The organism is Streptococcus oralis, assembly GCF_023109195.1.
Classification (GTDB): Bacteria; Bacillota; Bacilli; order Lactobacillales; family Streptococcaceae; genus Streptococcus; species Streptococcus oralis_BV.
Genome location: NZ_JALDUB010000001.1, coordinates 1,188,001 through 1,205,088, shown reverse-complemented (window position 1 = coordinate 1,205,088; position 17,088 = coordinate 1,188,001). Strand labels below are relative to the sequence as shown.

15 protein-coding genes are annotated in these 17,088 nt (G+C 36.2%); all 15 read left to right on the top strand.

The genetic code is table 11. The features are described from left to right. Positions 1–96: 96 nt before the first annotated feature. The gene (locus M1F65_RS05795) at positions 97–2,055 is read left to right on the top strand and encodes a peptide ABC transporter substrate-binding protein (RefSeq protein WP_247925622.1); all 1,959 of its coding nucleotides are present in this window, start codon (positions 97–99) and stop codon (positions 2,053–2,055) included. A gap of 191 nt (positions 2,056–2,246) precedes the next feature. Further along, on the top strand, positions 2,247–3,692 hold the full coding sequence (gene cpsA / locus M1F65_RS05790; RefSeq protein ID WP_084944310.1) for an LCP family glycopolymer transferase CpsA: 1,446 nt from the start codon (positions 2,247–2,249) through the stop codon (positions 3,690–3,692). Between the two features lies 1 nt (position 3,693). After that, the gene (cps4B, locus tag M1F65_RS05785; protein ID WP_247925621.1) at positions 3,694–4,425 is read left to right on the top strand and encodes a capsular polysaccharide biosynthesis protein Cps4B; all 732 of its coding nucleotides are present in this window, start codon (positions 3,694–3,696) and stop codon (positions 4,423–4,425) included. A gap of 8 nt (positions 4,426–4,433) precedes the next feature. Beyond that, complete coding sequence (gene cpsC, locus M1F65_RS05780; protein ID WP_049504884.1) at positions 4,434–5,126, top strand: capsular polysaccharide biosynthesis protein CpsC; 693 nt, start codon at positions 4,434–4,436, stop codon at positions 5,124–5,126. Positions 5,127–5,135: 9 nt separating this feature from the next. Beyond that, positions 5,136–5,819, top strand: coding sequence for a tyrosine-protein kinase (locus tag M1F65_RS05775; RefSeq protein ID WP_247925620.1), 684 nt, complete (start codon positions 5,136–5,138; stop codon positions 5,817–5,819). Between the two features lie 97 nt (positions 5,820–5,916). Beyond that, positions 5,917–6,510 (top strand): sugar transferase, encoded by a 594-nt coding sequence (locus M1F65_RS05770; RefSeq protein ID WP_282184205.1) that lies wholly within the window; start codon positions 5,917–5,919, stop codon positions 6,508–6,510. Positions 6,511–6,724: 214 nt separating this feature from the next. Next, entirely contained in the window at positions 6,725–7,519 is a 795-nt protein-coding gene (locus tag M1F65_RS05765; protein WP_042902868.1) for a DUF4422 domain-containing protein, read from the top strand. A gap of 19 nt (positions 7,520–7,538) precedes the next feature. Continuing rightward, positions 7,539–8,756 carry a polymerase gene (locus tag M1F65_RS05760; RefSeq protein WP_084945101.1) on the top strand — a complete coding sequence of 406 codons (1,218 nt, stop codon included), beginning with the start codon at positions 7,539–7,541 and terminating at the stop codon, positions 8,754–8,756. A gap of 89 nt (positions 8,757–8,845) precedes the next feature. Further along, positions 8,846–9,682, top strand: coding sequence for a LicD family protein (locus M1F65_RS05755; RefSeq protein ID WP_042902867.1), 837 nt, complete (start codon positions 8,846–8,848; stop codon positions 9,680–9,682). 7 nt (positions 9,683–9,689) lie between these two features. Next, positions 9,690–10,772: a glycosyltransferase family 4 protein gene (locus M1F65_RS05750; RefSeq protein WP_042902866.1), complete on the top strand. Its 1,083-nt coding sequence runs from the start codon at positions 9,690–9,692 to the stop codon at positions 10,770–10,772. A gap of 334 nt (positions 10,773–11,106) precedes the next feature. After that, entirely contained in the window at positions 11,107–12,060 is a 954-nt protein-coding gene (locus M1F65_RS05745; RefSeq protein WP_247925619.1) for a glycosyltransferase family 2 protein, read from the top strand. 154 nt (positions 12,061–12,214) lie between these two features. After that, a complete protein-coding gene (locus tag M1F65_RS05740) occupies positions 12,215–13,630 on the top strand; it encodes a flippase (RefSeq protein WP_042902864.1) in 1,416 nt (471 codons plus the stop codon). A 1-nt stretch (position 13,631) separates the two neighbouring features. Beyond that, positions 13,632–14,630 (top strand): acyltransferase, encoded by a 999-nt coding sequence (locus M1F65_RS05735; protein ID WP_042902863.1) that lies wholly within the window; start codon positions 13,632–13,634, stop codon positions 14,628–14,630. Positions 14,631–14,643: 13 nt separating this feature from the next. Beyond that, entirely contained in the window at positions 14,644–15,747 is a 1,104-nt protein-coding gene (gene glf, locus M1F65_RS05730; protein WP_042902862.1) for a UDP-galactopyranose mutase, read from the top strand. Between the two features lie 27 nt (positions 15,748–15,774). After that, positions 15,775–16,827, top strand: a complete 1,053-nt coding sequence (locus M1F65_RS05725) for a glycosyltransferase (RefSeq protein ID WP_042902861.1) — start codon at positions 15,775–15,777, stop codon at positions 16,825–16,827. Positions 16,828–17,088: the final 261 nt, after the last annotated feature.

The following is a 17,088-nucleotide window of genomic DNA, read 5'->3' as shown; positions in this document are numbered from 1 at the left end:
CATCATTCATCTATAAAAGAGTCGGAAACTTTACAATTTAGGATAAATTTGATAAAATATGGCTATGTTATAAAAAGTGACATAAAGGAGTAGAGGATGAACATGAAAAAAAGACTCATCGGAACTGGACTTGTCCTAGCTACAGGAATTTTACTGACAGCTTGTGGACAGTCAAATACTGATACAAGCACTTTCTCATCAACATTTAGTGCAAATCCGACGACGTTTAACTATCTTTTAGACTATTATGCAGATAACACTTCAGTGATTACCAATCTTGTGGATGGTTTGCTAGAAAATGATAGCTATGGGAATCTAACGCCAGCTCTAGCTGAAGATTGGTCAGTTTCGGCGGATGGTTTAACCTATACCTATAAACTCAGAAAAGACGCCAAGTGGTACACTGCTGATGGAGAAGAGTACGCTCCAGTCAAAGCTCAAGACTTTGTCACTGGGATTAAGTATGCTGCGGACAACAAGGGTCAAGCCATGGATCTCATCCAAAACTCTATCAAGGGATTGAATGACTATGTGACAGGCGCGACCAATGACTTCACAACAGTTGGTGTGAAAGCCTTGGATGACTATACGGTTGAGTACACTTTGACTCGACCAGAGCCATACTGGAACTCAAAGACAACCAATAGTATCCTTTTCCCGGTTAACGAAGAGTTTTTGAAATCAAAGGATAAAGAATTTGGAACCTTGACGCCAAACAGCATCCTTTACAATGGACCTTACTTGTTAAAAGATTTTACATCAAAATCTTCAATCGAGTATGTGAAGAATCCACACTATTATGACCATGATAAAGTAACCATTGAAAAAGTTAAGTTAGCTTACTTTGATGGCTCTGATCAGGAGATGACCATTCGAAACTTTGAAAGTGGTGCTTACTCGATTGCAGGAGTCTATCCAAATAGTTCGAACTATGCTAAGACAAAAGAAAAATACCAAGACAATATCGTCTATAGTTTACAAGACAAGACATCTTGGTACTTTAACTTTAACGTCAACCGTAAAACCTATAATCATACCGCTAAAACAACGGATGAACAAAAGAAATCAGCTCAAACAGCTATCTTAAATAAAAATTTCCGTCAAGCTATCAACTTTGGTATTGATCGAACAGCCTACTCTGCTCAATCTAACGGTGAAGAAGCAGCGAGCAAAACCCTTCGTAATACTCTAGTTCCTCCAACATTTGTCCAGGTGGGAGATAAGACCTTTGGAGAAGTAACAGCTTCTAAGCTTGTGAACTACGGAACTGAGTGGTCAGGTATCAATTTGGCAGATGCTCAAGATGCCTACTTTAACAAGGAAAAGGCCCAAGCAAGATTTGCGGAAGCTAAAAAGGAATTGGAAGCCCAAGGCGTGACTTTCCCAATCCATTTGGATGTCCCTGTTGATCAGACGAATAAAAATGCGGTTTCTGGTATGAACTCGGTTAAACAAACCCTTGAAACAGTACTAGGTTCTGACAATATCGTCATTGATGTTCAACAGCTTTCTACAGATGACTTTGGAAATGTTGCCTTCCTAGCACCAAATCCAGCAGCTCGTGATTACGACCTAAACTTTGATGGTTGGGTTGGTGATTACCAGGATCCATCAACTTATCTAGATCCCTTCAATGCTGAAACTGGTTTCTATCTCAAAATTTTTGGTCTTGATGCTAAGGAAGACCAAGAGCTCATTAAGAGTTTGGGGCTCGATACCTATACACAACTCCTGAAAGAAGCAGATGCAGAGAACAAAGATGTCGCTAAGCGTTATGAAAAATACGCTGAAGCTCAAGCTTGGATGATTGACAATTCTCTGGTCATGTCTGCTATGTCAAATGGCGGTACAGCCTCTGTAACTAAAGTAACTCCGTTTACACGTGCCTACTCCCTAGTAGGTATCAAGGGTGACGGAAATAATTATAAGTACATGAGATTACAAAAAGATCCTGTTACCAAGAAACAATTTGACGAAGCCAAGGCTAAGTGGGAAGAAGAAAGTAAAAAAGCTGTCGAAAAGAGTCAAAAAGAGTTTGAAAACCACGTAAAATAAGATTACAGACAAGGTTGCCCCTGAGCGCCTTGTCTTTTTGTGCAGAATGGCATTCGGAACTTTGCTTATATTTCAGAGCAACTTAAGAGAACAAAAGCGAATGAAAACGCTGAAAATAGCAAGGATGGATGGAATTTCCATCATGATTGTGATATAATATTTATAACTATTAACGTGTATAGGGGATTATCATGAGTAGACGTTCAAAGAGAGCTCGTTCTGGCAACATGAAACGAAATATTAACATAGTCTTATTAACCATTTATCTACTGTTGGGTGGTTTTTTGCTGTTCTTGATTTTTAGACACAACATTTTAGCCTTTAAATACTTGAATATTATTTCTGCAGTTCTCATTTTATTAGCTGCTTTAGTAGGACTACTGCTGATTGTTTATAAAAAAGCTGAGAAGTTTACGGTCTTCTTTTTGACGCTTGCCATCTTAGTTAGTTCAGTTTCTCTCTATGCTTTGCAACAGTTTGTCGGTTTTACCAATCATATCAATTCGACGTCAAATTACTCAGAGTATTCAATCAGTGTGGTCGTTTTGAAAGATAGTGAGATCAATAATGTGACTCAACTGGATACGGTTACGGGGCCAACAGAGACAGACAATGACAATATTCAAAAGTTGTTAGCAGATATTAAGACCAGCCAGAGTAAGGACTTGACAGTTGAGAAAGCGACTTCTTACCTAGCAGCTTATAAGAGTCTGCTTTCTGGTGAAACGAAAGCAATTGTCTTAAATAGTGTCTTTGAAAATATCATTGAAGTAGAGTATCCAGATTATGCTTCAAAAATCAAAAAAATCTATACAAAACAATTAACTAAGGATGTTGCGGCACCAAAGGTATCGAAGAATAAAGCTTTCAATATTTATGTGAGTGGTATTGATACCTATGGTCCGATTAGTTCAGTTTCGCGTTCAGATGTAAATATTTTGATGACAGTGAACCGTGATACCAAAAAAATCCTTCTCACTACAACTCCTCGTGATTCCTATGTTCCGATTGCGGATGGAGGAAACAATCAAAAGGACAAATTGACCCATGCAGGGATTTATGGAGTAGACTCGTCGATTCATACCCTGGAAAACCTATATGGTGTGGATATCAATTACTACGTCCGTTTGAACTTCACTTCTTTCTTGAAGTTGATTGACCTTTTAGGTGGCGTAGATGTTTATAATGACCAAGATTTCACATCTTTACACGGGAAGTTCCATTTCCCAGTTGGGAATGTTCATCTAGACTCTGAGCAGGCTCTTGGTTTTGTCCGTGAGCGCTACTCTCTAGCAGATGGAGATCGTGACCGTGGTCGAAATCAACAAAAGGTTATTGTAGCTATTATTCAGAAGTTGACGTCAACTGAGGCTTTAAAAAACTACGATAACATCATCAAGGGATTGCAAGATTCTCTTCAGACCAATATGCCTTTGGAAACCATGATGGATCTGGTTAATACTCAATTGGAGAGTGGTGGGAACTACAAAGTCAACTCTCAAGACTTGAAAGGAACTGGACGCACGGATCTTCCTTCATACGCTATGCCAGATAGTAACCTCTACATGATGGAAATTGATGAAAGTAGCTTGGCCGCTGCGAAAGCTGCTATCAATGATGTGATGGAGGGCAAGTAGCATGATCGATATTCATTCGCACATCGTTTTTGATGTGGACGATGGTCCAAAGTCGATAGAGGAAAGTAAAAAACTTCTTAGAGAGGCCTACAGTCAAGGAGTGAGGACAATCGTTTCAACTTCGCATAGACGAAAAGGGATGTTCGAAACTCCTGAAGAAAAAATCGCGACTAACTTTCTAAAGGTGCGAGAAATGGCTAAGGAAGTTGCGGATAACTTAATCATTGCCTATGGGGCAGAAATCTACTATACGCCAGATGTTGTTGAGAAGTTAGAAAAGAAATTAATCCCGACCCTCAACGATAGTCGCTATGCTTTGATTGAGTTTAGTATGAATACACCCTATCGGGATATGCATAAGGGGCTGAGTAATATTCTAATGTTAGGCATTACACCCATCATTGCCCACATTGAACGTTACGATGCTTTAGAAAACAATGAAAAGCGCGTGCGAGAGCTGATTGATATGGGATGTTATACTCAAATTAATAGTTCTCATGTTTTGAAACCAAAACTCTTCGGAGAAACCTATAAATTTATGAAAAAGAGAGCCCAGTATTTCTTGGAACGAGATCTGGTTCACGTGATAGCAAGTGATATGCACAACTTGGATCACAGACCTCCTCATATGGAGGAAGCCTATGATATCATTGCCAAAAAATACAGTGAAGATAAGGCTAAGGAACTTTTTAAGGATAATCCCCGAAAAATAATAATGGATCAATTGATTTAGGAGAAAAAATGAAAGAACAAAATATGATGGAAATCGATGTATTTCACTTACTTAAAATCCTTTGGAAGCGAAAATTGTTAATTGCTTTGGTAGCATTCGTGACAGGGATAGTAGCATTTGCCTACAGTAGTTTTATTGTGAAGCCGGAGTTTACGAGTACGACCCGAATTTATGTGGTCAATCGTAATCAGGGAGATAAGCCTGGCTTGACTAACCAAGATTTGCAAGCAGGATCTTACTTGGTAAAAGACTATCGCGAAATCATTCTCTCGCAAGACGTTTTAGAGAAGGTTGCGACTGATTTGAAACTAGAACTCCCTCCAAAAGGTCTAGCTAGTAAAATCAAGGTAACAGTTCCAGTGGATACGCGTATTGTATCGATTTCTGTTACAGACCGTGCACCTGAGGAAGCTAGCCGTATCGCCAACTCTTTGAGAGAGGTTGCGGCTCAAAAGATCATCAGCGTCACTCGCGTTTCGGATGTGACAACACTTGAAGAAGCACGCCCTGCAACATCGCCATCTTCACCAAATATTCGTCGCAATACCATGGTTGGATTCCTTGCGGGGGCGGTTGTGATGGTTGTCGCAGTTCTCCTAGTTGAGCTCTTAGATACACGAGTGAAACGTCCAGAAGATATTGAGGACGTGATGCAAATTGCACTATTGGGAGTAGTTCCAAATTTGGATAAATTGAAATAGGAGAGAAAAATGCCAACGTTAGAAATTGCACAAAAAAAATTAGATTTGGCAAGAAAAGCAGAAGAATACTACAATGCCCTTCGCACCAATATTCAATTGAGTGGGAATAACTTGAAAGTGATTTCCATTACATCTGTCAAACCAGGAGAAGGAAAATCAACAACTTCTACCAATATTGCTTGGGCTTTCGCGCGTGCGGGCTATAAGACGCTGTTGATTGATGCGGATATCCGTAATTCAGTCATGTCAGGTGTCTTTAAATCACGGGAAAAAATTACAGGTCTAACAGAGTTTTTGTCAGGTACAACAGACCTATCACAAGGTTTATGTGAAACCAATGTTGAAAATTTGTTTGTCATTCAAGCGGGTTCTGTATCCCCAAACCCGACAGCTTTGCTACAAAGTGAAAATTTTGCGACCATGATTGATACCTTACGTAAGTACTTTGACTACATCGTTGTAGATACTGCCCCGATTGGAGTTGTTATCGATGCGGCGATTATCACGCAGCAGTGTGACGCTTCTGTTTTAGTAACTGCGGCTGGTGAAACAAATCGTCGTGATGTCCAAAAAGCTAAAGAACAACTCGAACAAACAAGTAAACCATTTCTAGGAGTAGTTCTAAATAAATTTAATACTTCAGTTGAAAAATATGGCTCCTATGGAGCATATGGAAACTATGGGAAAAAGTAGGGAATCTTGTAGTTGGAAAATTATCTAAGGGGATTATTACAAGGGGGAGTTTTAGGTGAAACAAAACAAGATCATCTATATTGCCTTCAAAAGGTCTATGGATGTATTTATCGGCTTGTTTGGAACGGTATTTATAGTTTTACCCTGTTCTCTGGTCATCTTTGTAATCTATAAAACGAAAGGTTACAAAGGAAGTATATTTTTTACACAGTGCAGAGCAGGTCTCAGAGGGAAAAAATTTAAAATCATTAAGTTTAGGTCGATGGTCGAGAATGCAGAAGAAATTCTGATTTCGAATAAGGAACTCTATGAAAAGTATAAAAAGAATAGCTATAAATTGCCACCAAATGAGGATCCACGACTTACAAATATTGGAGATTTTATAAGAAAAACAAGTATTGATGAGGTTCCACAGTTTATAAATGTACTACTAGGTGATATGAGTCTTATTGGTCCAAGACCAATTCTTGAAAATGAACTAGACGAATATACCGAGGATGAACAGGAAACTTTATTGTCTGTTCGTCCTGGGATTACAGGGATATGGCAAGTTTCTGGTAGGAGTGGAGTATATTATCCTGAACGTTGTGAGATGGAATTATATTATCCTAGAAATCAGTCTTTACGGTTAGATATCAAAATCTTCTTTTTGACCATTAGAAGAGTGTTATCCCGTGAAGGAGCTCATTGAGAATTCAAACTGAGTCGGCATAAAGTGAAATATATAAAGATAAAATTGAATACAAAAAGGATATCTTTGGTATTCAATTTTATCTTTTTGGGTCAAGATAGTTTTAGTGATAATCTATTTTGGTTGGATATTTTTTAATAGAGAATGATTACAATTTTGATTAAAAGGTAGTTGAGCTAGTTATGGATGAAGGGAATTGAATTAGGATATAGAAATGTCTAAAACGTATAGAATCATAGTTGCAACACATAAACGATTTCAAATGCCAGAGGATAAGGACTTGTACATCCCTATCCAAGTTGGTAGTGAGGGTAAGGAAGATTTAGGTTATCAACCAGATAATCAAGGAGTTCATATTTCTCACCTTAATCCTTATTATTGTGAATTAACAGGATTATATTGGGCTTGGAAAAATTTAGAATGTGATTATCTTGGATTGGTACATTACCGTAGATATTTCACATCAAAACGACACTCATATAGCGAAGCAATCAGTATGGATGATATTATTCTTTCAAAATCAGAAGTGAAAAACTTGATGTCGAATTATGATGTTATCGTTCCTAAAAAACGGAAATATTATATTGAAACGCTATACTCTCACTATGCACATACTCACGATGCTAAGCATTTAGATATGACGCGTCAGATCATAAGTGAGATAAGCCCAGAATACATTGAAACATTTGATAGTATAATGAAGCAACGCAGTGGGTATATGTTCAATATGTTTATCATGTCTAAAGAGAATGTGGCGGCTTATTGTGAATGGTTATTCCCAATTGTTGATGAAATATATAAAAGGTTGGATATAACAGATTATTCTGCTTTTGACGCTAGATTATTTGGTCGTATCAGTGAACGTTTGTTCAATGTTTGGTTGGCAAAACAAGATTTGCGGGTAAAAGAGATTCCGTTCATTTATATGGAAAAAATTGATTTGATTCAAAAAGGGAGGTCCTTTTTACAAGCAAAATTCTTTGGAAAAAAATATGGACAGAGTTTTTAGATAGGGATGAATAATAAGAATGAAATTAGTACTAAAAATAAAATCTGTACCAGAACTTTTGGCTCTTGTTGCTTTAGGGATATTTTTAACGGTTTCGATATTAAATGTAACTTTTTATGCTCGGTATCTACCTGGAACAGTTTATAAATTAGCGATAGCTTTTTCCCTCTTTCTTTTGGTTATAAAAGAGTCGTTTAAGAGAAAATATGATTATAGAACTCTCATTGGTTTGTTTGCAACGATTTTAATTTATTTTATAGTGGGGAAAATGACATCTCTAAGTTCAGAACTTCCTGTAAGTATATTATTTATTTATGCTTTACGAGATATTCCCTTTAAGAAGGTGGCGAAAACTTCATTAGTCGTTAGTATGTGCTTGTTGTTTTTTGTTATCATAAGCGCAAGATTAGGAATAATAACGAACTATATAGAAATTTCTGGTCCTCGGGTACGGGCCTACCTAGGCTTTAGATATGCTCTATTTCCTTCGGTTTTACTGATGAATATAGTTGCTATTGTGTTTTATTTAAAGCAAAACAAAATCCAATACTGGCAATGGCTACTGTTAGCTCTATCAGTTTATTGGGTATATGATCAAACGGATTCTCGTTTAACATTTTATAGTTCCTGTGTATTGCTGGCATGCAGTTTGTTAATAAAATGGTTTCCGAAACTATTTTCAAAGTTAGGATATGTGATTAAAGTTTTTAAACCAACCTTTATTGTAAATGCAGTTATTAGTTTTTGGGTCTCCGTTACCTATCTCAATTCAAGTCATTCTTTTATCAATGATCTTCTTTTTAAAGTGAATCATATGTTAGGTGGTCGGATATACTTGGCTAATAAATCTTTAAATCTCTATGGTTTTGGATTTTTTGGACGACCAGTTTACTGGAATGGGAATGGTCTGACTGTTGAAGGTGTTAGAAACTATCAGACCTATCTGTATGTGGACAATTTGTATGTCCAAATTTTACAGAGATTTGGCCTACTCATCCTGGGATTAATGGTCTCAGTTCTATCTTTGACACTACTTAAAGTCATTAAGAAACGCCAGTGGATTCTTGCTCTGATTTTGATATTAATGAGTTTTCACTCTATGATTGATGATTTGAATTTCTATCTTCATAACAATATTTTTTGGATATTAGTAGGTGTTTTAATAAACTCGGATTATCAGTTTTCTGATGAAAGCGATGAAGATCAAGGGGGACGTTCGTTTGAAAAAATCGTATAGTGAAATGGTAAGAAGTATTTAACGAGAACTTAAAAGAGCATAGACTGAGACGACGGTTTAATTTCGATTTATTTATATAGGAGGAAAGTATGTCGGATATCAAAATCATTCAAGATAAGATTTTATCTATTTTGAAAGAGTTTATTAATATTTGCGAAGAAAATAACCTAACCTACTATGCTCTAGGTGGGACCTTGTTAGGAGCGGTACGTCATAAAGGTTTCATACCTTGGGATGATGACATCGATATCGGTATGCCGAGAGAAGATTACGAAAAGTTTAAAAAAATAGCTTCAAATGTCTTGCCGGAAAACTACAAGTTTTTAAGCGAAGATACATTAAACTATAAAAAAGCTTTCTCTGTGATTCGAGATGATTCTACAAAAATCATCATGAATTATAGTAAAGAAGAATTGGTAGAGAGTTTGTGGATAGATATTTTTCCGTTGGATGGTATGCCCTCTAATGTTTTAAAGAAAAAAATTCATTCTTTGAGATACTTGTACGCAAGGATGATGGTTCAACTCTCGCAATTCAATAGTTTGGTGAATCAGAAAAAAGAAAATCGACCATTCATTGAAAAGATAATTATTGCTTTTGCGAATGCTGTTAATATTGAGAAGATTATTTCCTTTACATGGGCTCAGAAAAAATATTTACAAACGATAAAAAAATATTCGTTTGATGAAGCTTATGCAGGAAATTATACGGGAGCTTACAAATTAAAAGAGATAGTACCGAGTGATTACTTTGGAGAACCAGTCCTATTACAGTTTGAAGATCTTAAACTTTGTTCTCCTTGCAAATACAAAGAATATCTAACAGCCATTTACGGAGCGGATTATATGCAATTGCCACCAGAAGACAAAAGAACTCTTCACCACTACGAGATTATATCACTGGGTGAAAATGATGGGGAAGTGTAGTTTAAAGATGAAAAAAATCGCTTTAGTGAAATGGAGTATCGATAGAACAGATGGAGGACTGAAAGTAGCAACCAGCCTTGCAAATGAGTTATCAACTATGTATGAAGTTCATCTTCTCTCGATGATTTCTACAGAAAACAATTTCTTCTCGCTGAAACAATCAGTTCGATATCAAAATTTATCATCAAAGAAAATATCTATGAGTAAAAATTTTCTCGAAGCGGTCAAGTTGTTGAGAAACTATCTGAAAGAAGAGAACATTGATATTGTTTTTGGAATCGGAATGAGTATGAATACAGTTGGTGTAGCAAGCACAATTGGTTTGAAAACAAAATTTGTTTCCTGCGACCATACAAATTCTATAGTAGATATTGATACTAAGGTTAAGAAGATACAAAGGTATATTGGAGCGAAATTTGCTGATAAACTCGTGACCCTTACTCAAGAAGACCGTGAAAATTATATAAAAAAATACGGTGTTCCTGAAGAAAGGATTTGCTATATCTATAATTGGAAAGAGGCTGCTCTTTCAGATATCTCCTATAATAAAAAATCAACTAAAATTGTGACGGTTGGCCGTTTTGATTATCAAAAAGGATATGATTATCTTGTTCAAGTTGCGAAAAAAGTGTTAGCGAAAAGGTCTGACTGGACTTGGGAAATCTACGGTTCCGGCAATCAAGATGAAGTGGATAAAATCAGAAATTTAATCAACGAATATGATTTACAGGACAAGTTAGTCATAAAAGGACTCGAAAAAAATCAGGATTTGATTTATGGAGATAAAGGGATTTATGTCATGACTTCTCGTTATGAAGGTTTACCTCTAGTTCTACTGGAAGCTCAACAATACAACCTCCCAATTGTTAGTTTCAGATGTCCAACAGGACCAAATGAGATTGTTGAAGATGGGGTTAATGGTTATCTGGTTGATTGTTATGATACCGATAAAATGAGTGCTAGAATATTTGAATTGATGGAAGATTCGAACTTGCGAAGTTCCTTCTCCGTTCATGCCAAGGATAATATAGATAAATTCGATAAGGAAAAAATTCTCAAGCAGTGGATTGAACTAATTGAGACGATTTAGGAGATAAGATGAAGGATTGTTTATTAACAATTGTAATGCCCAGTTGTAATATTCAGGACTACATTTTAAAAGTGCTGGAGTCTTTTCAACAAGTGTTTCCGAATTATAAAGATAAATTTGAAGTACTGGTTGTCATGGATGGTCAGTAATTCGGAAAGGTTGTTAAAGGAGCTATATAGTAAAATTGAGCAAAGCTCATATAAATACGTTCCTACGAAAAAATTTGACAGATTGTCTCACTTAAATTATAGGACTAACTCTGCTTTTGGAATAATTTTTAATCCGATTTTGAAGAAATACTCTGAAAAGAAAGAAAAAGAGAGGAGCGTTTAAGATGTTTATCAGCATCGTTGTTCCTGTTTATAATGTTGCAGACTATCTGCATTATGCGATAGAAAGCTTAATTAAACAGACCTATCAAAACTTTGAGATAATCCTTGTAAATGATGGTTCCACAGATAATTCTCCCATATTATGCGAAGATTATGCAAAGCAATATGAAAATATCTATGTTTTCCACAAAGAAAATGGTGGATTATCTGATGCACGTAATTTTGGAGTGGCAAAAGCCAACTCAGATTGGATTTTCTTTTTAGATCCGGATGATTATCTTGAAGAATATACTCTAGAGTTAATCGTGAAAATTCAGGAAACACATCAAGCAGACTTGATTTCAACCAAGGTAAAAGCTACTTCAAAATATAATGCTTATACTTCTTATCGATTGCAAGACTCAGACTATAAAGATTTGGCTCCGATTACAAAAGAAAAGGCTCTGGAACTAATGTTGGATGACAAAGTTGCGACGGTTTCTGCTTGTGCTAAGCTTTATCGGAAATGCATCTTGGAACGCGTTCCATTTCCAGTTGGGAAAATCTATGAGGATTTTTATGTTGTAGCAGAACATCTTGTCTTAGCTGAAAGAATCGTGATAAGCCCGCTTGAAACCTACAATTACTATCGTAGGGAAGGGAGTATAGTTCGTTCAACATTTACTGAAAAAAGATATGATTTCTTTGAAGCTGTTGCAAAAAATGAGGAAGTTATTAAAAGAGAGTACATTCAGAGTCCAGAATTAAAGCAAGCTTTACAAGCTAAAAAATTATTAGGTGGTTTTGTAGTAATTGGTGCAAAAGCTGACTCAGGCTTAAAAGATTTTTCAAAAGATAAAGAGTTGTTGAGAGTCGAAATGAGTGACTTGTTAAAAAATAATAAGTTATCATGGAAACTAAAACTAAAATACCTTATTTTTATTTTTAGCCCTAAATTGTATTTGTTGCTACGATAGTATCGTGCATAGATCCAATTTAATTTATAACAAGTGTCAAAAAAATGTAGGAAAGAGGAAATATGAAAGAAGTTTTTAGAATAATTGACCATTATAAGTATGACCAGTCAAATTTTTTGTTTTCACTGATTAATTCTAAATTGGATGACTTGAAATGAAAGTATTAAAAAACTACGCCTACAATCTTTCTTATCAATTGTTGGTCATTATACTCCCAATTATTACGACTCCCTATGTAACACGGGTCTTTTCTTCGGATGATTTAGGGACGTATGGATACTTTAATTCCATTGTCACCTACTTCATCCTCTTAGCGACGCTGGGAGTTGCTAACTATGGTACTAAGGTCATTTCAGGACATCGTAATGAGATTAATAAAAACTTTTGGGGTATCTACACTCTACAATTAGGGGCAACAGTTCTTTCTCTGTCCTTATATGCTCTTCTTTGTATGACTCTTCCCTCTATGCAAAATCCGGTAGCCTACATTCTAGGCTTGAGTTTAGTTTCAAAAGGTTTAGACATTTCCTGGCTCTTTCAAGGGCTAGAAGATTTTCGAAAGATTACTGTTCGAAATATCACAGTTAAACTCGTTGGAGTCATTTCAATCTTTCTCTTTGTCAAATCTGCAAATGACCTATATCTCTATGTTTTTTTGCTAACCATATTTGAACTCTTGGGGCAACTAAGTATGTGGGTGCCTGCTCGGGAGTTTATCGGTAGTTCTCATTTTAGCATAGAATATGCTAGACATCATTTAAAGCCGGTCATATTATTATTCCTTCCTCAAGTAGCGATTTCTTTGTACATTACGCTGGATCGTACCATGCTTGGAGCCTTAGCTTCTACAAAAGATGTAGGGATTTATGACCAGGCCCTAAAATTAGTAAATATCCTTCTGACCTTGGTAACTTCCTTGGGAAGCGTTATGTTGCCTCGTGTCGCGCATTTGTTAGCGACAGGTGATCATAAAGCGGTTAACAAAATGCATGAGATGTCCTTCCTCATTTATAATCTAGTGATTTTCCCAATGATGGCAGGAATTTTAATCGTCAACGATGATTTTGTTAGCTTTTTCCTTGGGCAGGATTTTCAGGATGCACGTTATGCAATTGCCATTATGATCTTCCGTATGTTCTTTATCGGTTGGACCAATATAATGGGAATTCAGATACTGATACCTCACAATCAAAATAAAGAATTCATGATTTCAACAACAGCTCCCGCAATTATCAGTGTAGGTTTGAACTTACTATTCCTTCCTAAACTGGGATATATCGGAGCAGCGATTGTATCTGTTCTGACAGAGGCGTTGGTATGGGCGATACAATTATACTTTACCCGTAGATACCTAAAAGAAGTTCCAATTATCGGATCTTTGACAAAAATTGTTCTAGCGTCAGCTATCATGTATGGCATTCTGCTAGGTTCAAAAACAGTTATACATTTTTCGCCAACCCTAAATGTTCTAGCGTTTGCAGGGCTTGGTGGAATTATTTATCTTTTTGCAATTCTATCTTTGAAAGTGGTAGATGTAAAAGAATTAAAACAAATAATTAGGAAAAACTAGAATGCAAAAAAATCGGAATATCAGTCTAGATTTATTAAAAGTGCTTGCGTGTATTGGGGTCGTTTTACTCCATACAACAATGGGCGGATTTAAAGAGACAGGATCATGGAATCTTTTGGCATATCTATATTATTTAGGTACCTACTCCATTCCCTTGTTTTTTATGGTCAATGGTTATTTATTGTTAGGCAAAAGGGAAATAACTTATCCTTACATACTTCAAAAAGTCAAATGGATTCTAATAACAGTGTCATCATGGAACATTATCGTTTGGCTCTTTAAAAGAGACTTTGCGTTTAATCCAATTAAAAAAATTGTAGGCTCTCTGTTACAAAAAGGGTATTTCTTTCAGTTTTGGTTTTTTGGTTCGCTGATTCTTATTTATTTATGTTTGCCTGTTTTGAAAACAGTTATAAACTCTAAAAGAAAATATGTATACATTCTATCTTTATTGGTGGCAATTGGGTTTATAGTTGAATTTGCAAATATTTTCCTTCAGATGCCTATACAAACTCATGTTATGCAAACTTTTAGATTATGGACTTGGTTTTTCTACTATCTTTTAGGTGGTTATATAGCGCAATTCAATATAGACAACCTCAAATATAGATTTAAAAATTGGATGAAAATAGTTAGCATACTTTTGTTATTGATTTCACCAATTATATTGTTTTTCTTAGCAAAGAATACTTACCATAATCTTTTTGCTGAATATTTTTATGATACTTTATTTGTAAAAGTCAGTACTCTAGGAATTTTTCTAACTATCCTCACGCTTACGTTGAATGAAAACCGAAACGAATGGATTGTTTTCATTTCTAATCAAACAATGGGAGTTTTCATAATACACACTTATATTATGAAATTGTGGGAAAGGATATTTGGTTTTAATTTTGTAGGAGCATATTTACTTTTTGCTCTATTTACTTTAAGTGTTAGTTTTATTATTGTTGGAATGTTAATGAAGATTCCTTACTTCAATCGAATCGTCAAATTATAAAAAGGAGAACACTATGTACGATTATCTTATCGTTGGTGCTGGTTTGTCTGGAGCAATCTTCGCACACGAAGCTACAAAACGCGGTAAAAAAGTAAAAGTGATTGACAAGCGTGATCACATTGGTGGAAATATCTACTGTGAAAATGTTGAGGGCATCAATGTTCACAAGTATGGCGCCCACATTTTCCATACTTCTAATAAGAAAGTATGGGATTATGTCAATCAATTTGCTGAATTTAACAACTACATCAACTCACCAGTGGCTAACTACAAGGGTAGCCTCTACAATCTTCCTTTCAACATGAATACCTTCTATGCTATGTGGGGTACCAAGACTCCTCAAGAAGTCAAGGCTAAGATCGCTGAGCAGACAGCTGATATGAAGGATGTTGAACCTAAAAACCTTGAGGAACAAGCCATCAAGTTAATTGGTCCAGATATCTATGAAAAGTTAATTAAGGGCTATACTGAAAAACAATGGGGACGTTCGGCAACAGACCTTCCGCCATTTATTATCAAGCGCCTCCCAGTGCGTTTGACCTTTGATAACAACTACTTTAACGACCGTTACCAAGGTATTCCAATCGGTGGCTATAACGTCATCATTGAAAACATGCTTGGCGATGTAGAAGTAGAGCTTGGTGTTGATTTCTTTGCCAATCGTGAAGAGCTAGAAGCATCAGCTGAAAAAGTTGTCTTCACAGGGATGATTGACCAGTACTTTGATTACAAACACGGGGAGTTGGAATACCGTAGCCTTCGTTTTGAACATGAAGTCTTGGATGAAGAAAATTATCAAGGGAATGCTGTAGTAAACTATACAGAACGTGAGATTCCTTATACTCGCATTATTGAGCATAAACATTTTGAGTACGGTACACAAGATAAAACGGTTATTACGCGTGAATATCCATCTGATTGGAAACGTGGAGATGAGCCCTATTATCCAATCAATGATGAGAGAAATAATGCTATTTTTGCTAAGTATCAAGAAGAAGCAACACAGAATGATAAGGTAATTTTCTGTGGACGTTTGGCAGATTATAAATACTACGATATGCATGTGGTTATTGAACGTGCATTGGATGTGGTAGAAGAAGAACTAGGGAGTATCTAAGAACATCACAGATAAAGGGGAGAAAAGGTGAAATATTATCTGAAGGACTCATTTCTGAGTAATGAATATGAAAAGAATGCAGGAAATAAGGCACGAAATGACGTGGAAGCTATTCTAATCTCAGAGGGTTATAAGGGGTTGGAACTCAAGGTTGAGAATTGGTATAAGATGAATTTCTTTAAAGCTCAGCAACACAAATATCGGGCAATCAAGTCTGTGTTTGATCAGTTAGGATCTGGAGATGAATTGCTGATTCAGTTCCCGATTATCCACCATACATTTTTCATCTCACAACTCATTAAGCAGGCGCAAAATAGAGGAGTCAAATTCTATCTTGTGATCCATGATGTTGAAACCTTGCGTCATGTAGGAAATTCAGCAGTGAAACTTCGTCATAAAGTGAGAAATTACTTCCAAGAGAAGGCAGCTCTTACATCAGTGGATGGCATTATCGTTCATAATGATATCATGAAAAATGCCTTGACAATTCAAGGCGTACCATCAGATAAAATGGTTAGCTTGGAGATTTTTGACTATCTGATTCCGAACTTTGAGGAAAAAAATGTTCCCCAAAAAGAAGAAGCGATTATCATCGCCGGAAATCTAATTCCAACAAAATCAGGCTATCTTTATAATTTGCCAGAACAGCCAGCCTATAATCTCTATGGAATGGGGTACGATGAAAGTCGTGCATTGAAAAATACCACCTACTTTGGTTCCTTTATGCCAGATGACCTCCCAAATGCTCTTCAAGGTAGTTTTGGTTTGGTGTGGGATGGTGATAGTTCAGAAACTTGCAAAGGTTCTTTTGGAAATTACCTACGTATTAACAACTCCCACAAGGCTTCTCTTTATTTGGCTTCGGGCTTTCCTCTAGTTGTTTGGAAAGAGTCTGCCCTTGCGCATTTTGTTCTAGATAAGCAATGTGGTATAGCAATTGATTCTCTACATGACCTCCAAAAGGCATTAGACGATTTGACAGATCAAGATTACATGGAACTGTCGGCTAATGCCAGACAAGTAGGAGTAGCGATTCGAAGTGGAGATTATCTGAAATCGGCCATTTCTAAATTGAAGTAAGAATTTGAAGCTACTCATTGATCAGTTCGTTAGAATGATTACTTCGTTATGAAAGGTATTATTCTTACAGGTGGTTCGGTAACACGATTATACCCAACAAGATTCTACTACTTATTTAGTAGGCACAAATATCGATCGTCAGTCTTATAAGTACACTTCTAAGACAACAGAAGAATACCAAAAAGCTCAAGAAAAATGGTTGAAAGAAAAAGAAGAGTCAAATAAAAAGGCCCAAGAAGATCTCGCAAACCATGTGAAATA